Origin of the sequence: Phenylobacterium sp., from assembly GCF_036264965.1 — a bacterium.
GTDB lineage: Bacteria > Pseudomonadota > Alphaproteobacteria > Caulobacterales > Caulobacteraceae > Phenylobacterium.
Window position 1 is genome coordinate 1 of the sequence record NZ_DATAPY010000144.1, and the last position, 4,463, is coordinate 4,463.

5 protein-coding genes are annotated in these 4,463 nt (G+C 67.0%); 1 reads left to right on the forward strand and 4 read right to left on the reverse strand.

All coding sequences use genetic code 11. The annotated features are described in order from the left end of the window. Nucleotides 1-194: 194 nt before the first annotated feature. The 4 genes from VHS75_RS19105 to VHS75_RS19120 all read right to left on the reverse strand — a co-directional run bounded on the left by VHS75_RS19105 (nt 195) and on the right by VHS75_RS19120 (nt 3,267). A complete protein-coding gene (locus VHS75_RS19105; protein WP_329640205.1) occupies nt 195-689 on the reverse strand; it encodes a PAS domain-containing protein in 495 nt (164 codons plus the stop codon). Between the two features lie 112 nt (nt 690-801). After that, a complete protein-coding gene (locus VHS75_RS19110) occupies nt 802-1,617 on the reverse strand; it encodes an FkbM family methyltransferase (RefSeq protein WP_329640206.1) in 816 nt (271 codons plus the stop codon). A 106-nt stretch (nt 1,618-1,723) separates the two neighbouring features. After that, nucleotides 1,724-2,143 carry a MucR family transcriptional regulator gene (locus VHS75_RS19115; protein WP_329640207.1) on the reverse strand — a complete coding sequence of 140 codons (420 nt, stop codon included), beginning with the start codon at nt 2,141-2,143 and terminating at the stop codon, nt 1,724-1,726. A 239-nt stretch (nt 2,144-2,382) separates the two neighbouring features. After that, nucleotides 2,383-3,267 carry a crotonase/enoyl-CoA hydratase family protein gene (locus VHS75_RS19120; protein WP_329640208.1) on the reverse strand — a complete coding sequence of 295 codons (885 nt, stop codon included), beginning with the start codon at nt 3,265-3,267 and terminating at the stop codon, nt 2,383-2,385. Nucleotides 3,268-3,398: 131 nt separating this feature from the next. Here VHS75_RS19120 and VHS75_RS19125 point away from each other — a divergent pair. Then, on the forward strand, nt 3,399-4,463 hold a 1,065-nt coding region (locus VHS75_RS19125; protein WP_329640209.1), incomplete at its 3' end, for an AMP-binding protein.

A 4,463-nucleotide genomic window follows, 5' to 3' on the forward strand; every position in this document is an offset into this window, starting at 1 on the left:
CTCCTCGGAGACGTAATCCTCAAGGTATTCCGGGAGCAGCGTGCCCTGACGCCGGTCCTCCCCCTCGACAAAGCGCTTCATCCCGCCCTCCGAAGTCGATGGTCAGGAATCTAAACTGCTTCGGCCTTTTCACACAGGCTCCACCCAGGGCAGACGTTCGAAGGTTTGGCTTGGGATCATGCGGCGCCGCCGTCCTAAGCCGCCCGGATGCCGCTCTGCATCTGGCTCATGCCGACCACGGCGTCGAAGCCCAGGATCATGTCCACCCGCTCGCCGTCGGAGGCCAGCGGCAGACGCAGCCACAGGATCGACAGGTGCGAGGCGCCGCGCCAGGCCAGGCTGTGGACGCCGACCGCCGGGCGCCGTTCCTTGACCACCTTGCCCAGCTCCACGCGCCAGTAGTCGGCCGCGGCGGTGTTGTAGATCTCGCTCAGCCGCTTGCCGGTGATCTCGCGGCCATAGACCCCGTAGAGCGCCGTGCCGGCCAGGCGCATGCGGAATTCGGCTGTGCCCTGGGGGCTTTTGTCGACGTCGATCAGGCTGACGGTGGGCAACAGACGCTTGATCGGCGCCGGGTCGAGGTTCGCCCGTCCAGGCAGCCGGGCGCCCTCTCGTAGAGACGCCCAATAGGCGAAGAGCTCCTCGTGGGCGCGTACTGCCGCCCCCGGCGCCCCTACCTGCGCTGCCATGTGCAGATGCCCCAGCAACCAGTTGGATTCACAACGAATCACTTATCGCCGATGTGACGAATCGCGGGCAAGCGGAAAAGGGTTAACGAGCCCCGAATCTACAACCTGTGGCTTATTGGACTCGCGGTCTGCCCACGGGCTGCCAGTTGTCCAGGTCGATTGGGCGCATGTCGACCACGGTGATCTTCCGCTCCACCGGGATGCAGAACATGTTCAGCGACCGGACATTGCCGAACACGTCTTCCGGATGGCCGTTGAAATTCCCCGGATCGAACAGCCGCGGCAGGTGCCAGTAAAGGCGGTAGCCCATCTCGGCCACCTGGCGGGCGAGCGCCTCTTGCCGATCGAGCCGGTCGTTCTCGACGTAGAGGATCGGACGGCAGCGGGCGATGGTCCGGGCCGCGCCGCGCAGCACCTGCGCCTCGAAGCCTTCCACGTCGATCTTGATGACGTGGCAGGCCGCCAGCTCCAGGCTGTCCAGGGCGACGGCGCGGGTCCGCAAGCCTGCGACGCCCGCGCCCTCGGCCTGCATCGCCACGCCGCCGAAGTTGCCCGCCCGGGCGTAGTCGATCGTGGGGACGATGAGGTAGCCCTCCGTGTCCGTGCAGGCCTCCGGATAGGCGATGGCGTTCTCCACACCGTTGAGGGCGAGGTTGGCGCACAGAATCTGGAACACCCGCTGCTGAGGCTCGAAGAGATAGAGCGGACCTGGCGCGCAGGCCCGCGCCAGGGGCACGGAGTGGGTTCCGATGTTGGCGCCCACTTCCACCACGGCCATGCCGGGCTTCACCACCTGCGCCAGGAGCCGCCATTCCTCGGGGCAGTACTCGCCGTAGACCTCCAGCGAGCGGGTGATGTAGCGGTCGGTCGCCAGCCCGATCATCGGCCCGTGGCGGGTGTTCAGGGTCTTGGTGTCGGTCGCGTCCATCGGTGTCTTAAGAGCCGACTTTGCGGGCGGGCTCAATCGCAAACGGAAACGCCCGCCGAAGCCGGCGGGCGTCCCGAAAACCCAAACTCTCGGGCTTGAAGAGCGCCTAGCGCTTCTTGCGCGGCGCCTGACGGCCGCCCTGGCCGAGGCCCATCTGCTTGGCCAGGTCCGAACGCGCCTTGGCGTAGTTCGGGGCGACCATCGGATAGTCCTTCGGCAGGCCCCACTTGGCGCGATATTCCTCGGGGCTCATGTTGTACTTGGTGCGCAGGTGCCGCTTCAGCGACTTGAACTTGCGGCCGTCTTCCAGGCAGATCAGGAAATCCGGGGTGATCGAGCGGCGGATCGGCACCGCGGGCTCCTTCGGCGCGACTTCCGCCGCCTCAGCGCCCGACGAAATCCCGCTCAGGGCCCGGTGCACGCTCTGGATCAGCGAGGGCAGGTCAGCCGCGGTGACGGAATTGTTGCCCACATAGGCGGAAACAATATCCGCCGTCATCTCGATGACTTCCGACTTCTCATCCATTCTTGTTTTCCATAGGAAGCGCGGCGTTCGAGGCCGCTGAGTTGATTCACAACATCAGTAGCGGCGTCATTATAGCGAACGTATCCACCGCACAAGCATAGAAACTGCGATGTTTTCATCGTATCGGCGGAATTTTCCAGATCGGAACAGGCCCTTGAGCTCAAAGAACCGCGTTGAGCCAGTAAGTGCGTCGCACTCTACCTAGCCGCGTCCCGCGTTGCAGCGCACAATTCCCGGCCTTAGCGGAAATCCGGCGCCTGCCATTGGGTCCAGATGTCCGGCAGGTCGCTGGACACCCGGTCCGGAAACGACGCCGGTCGCTTCTCCAGGAACGAGGTCACGCCCTCCCTGGCGTCGCCGGACTTGCCGCGGGCCTGGATGCCGCGGCTGTCGGCGCGGTGGGCCTCCATCGGGTGCGCGGCGCCGGCCATCCGCCAGATCAACTGACGGGTCAGGGCCACGGACACCGGGGCGGTGTTGTCGGCGATCTCGCGGGCCAGGGCCCTGGCCGCCGGCAGCAGGTCTTCCGGCGCATGCAGCGAGCGCGCCAGGCCGCGGTCGAACGCCTCCTGCGCCGGGAAGATGCGGCCGGTGTAGCACCATTCCAGCGCCGTCTGGACGCCCACCAGATGCGGCAGGAACCAGGACGACGCCGCTTCCGGGTTCAGCCCCCGCCGCGCGAACACGAAGCCGTAGCGCGCCTCGGTCGAGGCCAGCCGGATGTCCATGGCCAGCTGCATTGTGGCGCCGACGCCCACCGCCGCCCCGTTCACCGCCGCGATCACCGGTTTGAGGCTCTCATAGATGCGCAGGGTCAGCAGGCCGCCGCCGTCCCGCTGCGCGCCCTCCCGCGTCCGCGCCGCCATGGCCTCGCCGCCGCGGGCTTCGTAGTCGAAGGTCTGGGCGCCCGCAGAGAGGTCCGCTCCGGCGCAAAAGGCGCGGCCCGCCCCGGTAACGATCACGCAGCGCACCGCGTCGTCGCCGTCGGTCTCGTCGAACGCCGCGATCAGGTCCTTCATCATCTGGGTGTTGAAGGCGTTCAGCTTCTCCGGCCGGTTCAGGGTGACGGTCGCGATCCCGTCCTCCACGGCATAAAGCAGGGTCTCGAACGTCGGCTGGGCCATGGGGTCCTCCTGGGTTGGGCGGGCTCTCGCGGCCCCGCTTGACGGACCCTAGGTCTAGGCCCGCAATAGCGACTGAACAAAGATAAGTTGGCGGCCGGCGCAAGCCCGAGATCGCCTTCGGGAGCGAGACCATGCATCCGGCGCATCACGCCAAGACCCATCCCGACAAGGCCGCCTACATCATGGCCTATTCCGGCGAGACGGTGACCTACGGCGAGCTCGACGCGCGCTCCAACCAGGGCGCACACCTGTTCCGCAGTCTGGGCCTCAAGGCCGACGACGCCGTGGCGCTCTTCATCGACAACCACCCGCGCTACTACGAGATCCTCTGGGCCGCCCAGCGCTCGGGCCTGCGCTTCACCTGCCTGTCGTCGAAGCTCACCTCAGGCGAGATCGAGTACATCGTGAAGGACTGCGAGGCGAAGCTGTTCATCGCCTCGGCCGCCCTCTCCGAGGTCGCCCTGCAGGTCGCGCCGCTGATCCCGGGCGTCACCCTCTTGATGGTCGGCGGCGAGAGCGAGGACTTCGCGAGTTTCGAGGACGCGCGGGCCGTCATGCCGGCGACGCCGGTCGAGGACGAGCGCGCCGGCCGCGCCATGCTCTATTCCTCCGGCACCACCGGCCGGCCCAAGGGCGTCAAGCGGCTGGCGGAGGCCGACCCCGCCATCGACGGCCCGAACCCGCTCGCGAACCTCGGCCAGGCGCTCTACGGCTGGACCAGCGACACGGTCTATCTGTCACCCGCGCCGCTCTATCACGCCGCCCCGCTTGGCTGGTCCATGGCGGTGCAGTCGCTGGGCGGCACGGTGATCCTGATGGAGCGCTTCGACGCCGAGGCGGCCCTGGCCTATATCGAGCAGTACAAGGTGACCACCGCCCAATGGGTGCCGACCCATTTCGTGCGCATGCTCAAGCTGCCGGCCGAGACGCGGGCGAAATACGATCTCTCGTCGCTGAAGAGCGTGTTCCACGCCGCCGCGCCGTGCCCGGTGCCGGTCAAGCAGGCGATGATCGAGTGGTGGGGTCCGATCGTGCACGAATATTACGCCGGCACCGAAGGTAACGGCTTCTGCGTCATCACCTCCCAGGAATGGCTGGCCAAGAAGGGCTCGGTGGGCAAGTCCATCCTGGCCGAGGTGAAGATCTGCGACGAGGCCGGCGATCCCCTGCCACCGCGCGCCGAGGGCACGGTGTAT

What these genes read in the sequence shown, in the direction of transcription:
- VHS75_RS19105 (WP_329640205.1), bottom strand. Translation starts at nt 689, where the DNA reads ATGGCAGCGCAGGTAGGGGCGCCGGGGGCGGCAGTACGCGCCCACGAG.
- VHS75_RS19110 (WP_329640206.1), bottom strand. Translation starts at nt 1,617, where the DNA reads ATGGACGCGACCGACACCAAGACCCTGAACACCCGCCACGGGCCGATG.
- VHS75_RS19115 (WP_329640207.1), bottom strand. Translation starts at nt 2,143, where the DNA reads ATGGATGAGAAGTCGGAAGTCATCGAGATGACGGCGGATATTGTTTCC.
- VHS75_RS19120 (WP_329640208.1), bottom strand. Translation starts at nt 3,267, where the DNA reads ATGGCCCAGCCGACGTTCGAGACCCTGCTTTATGCCGTGGAGGACGGG.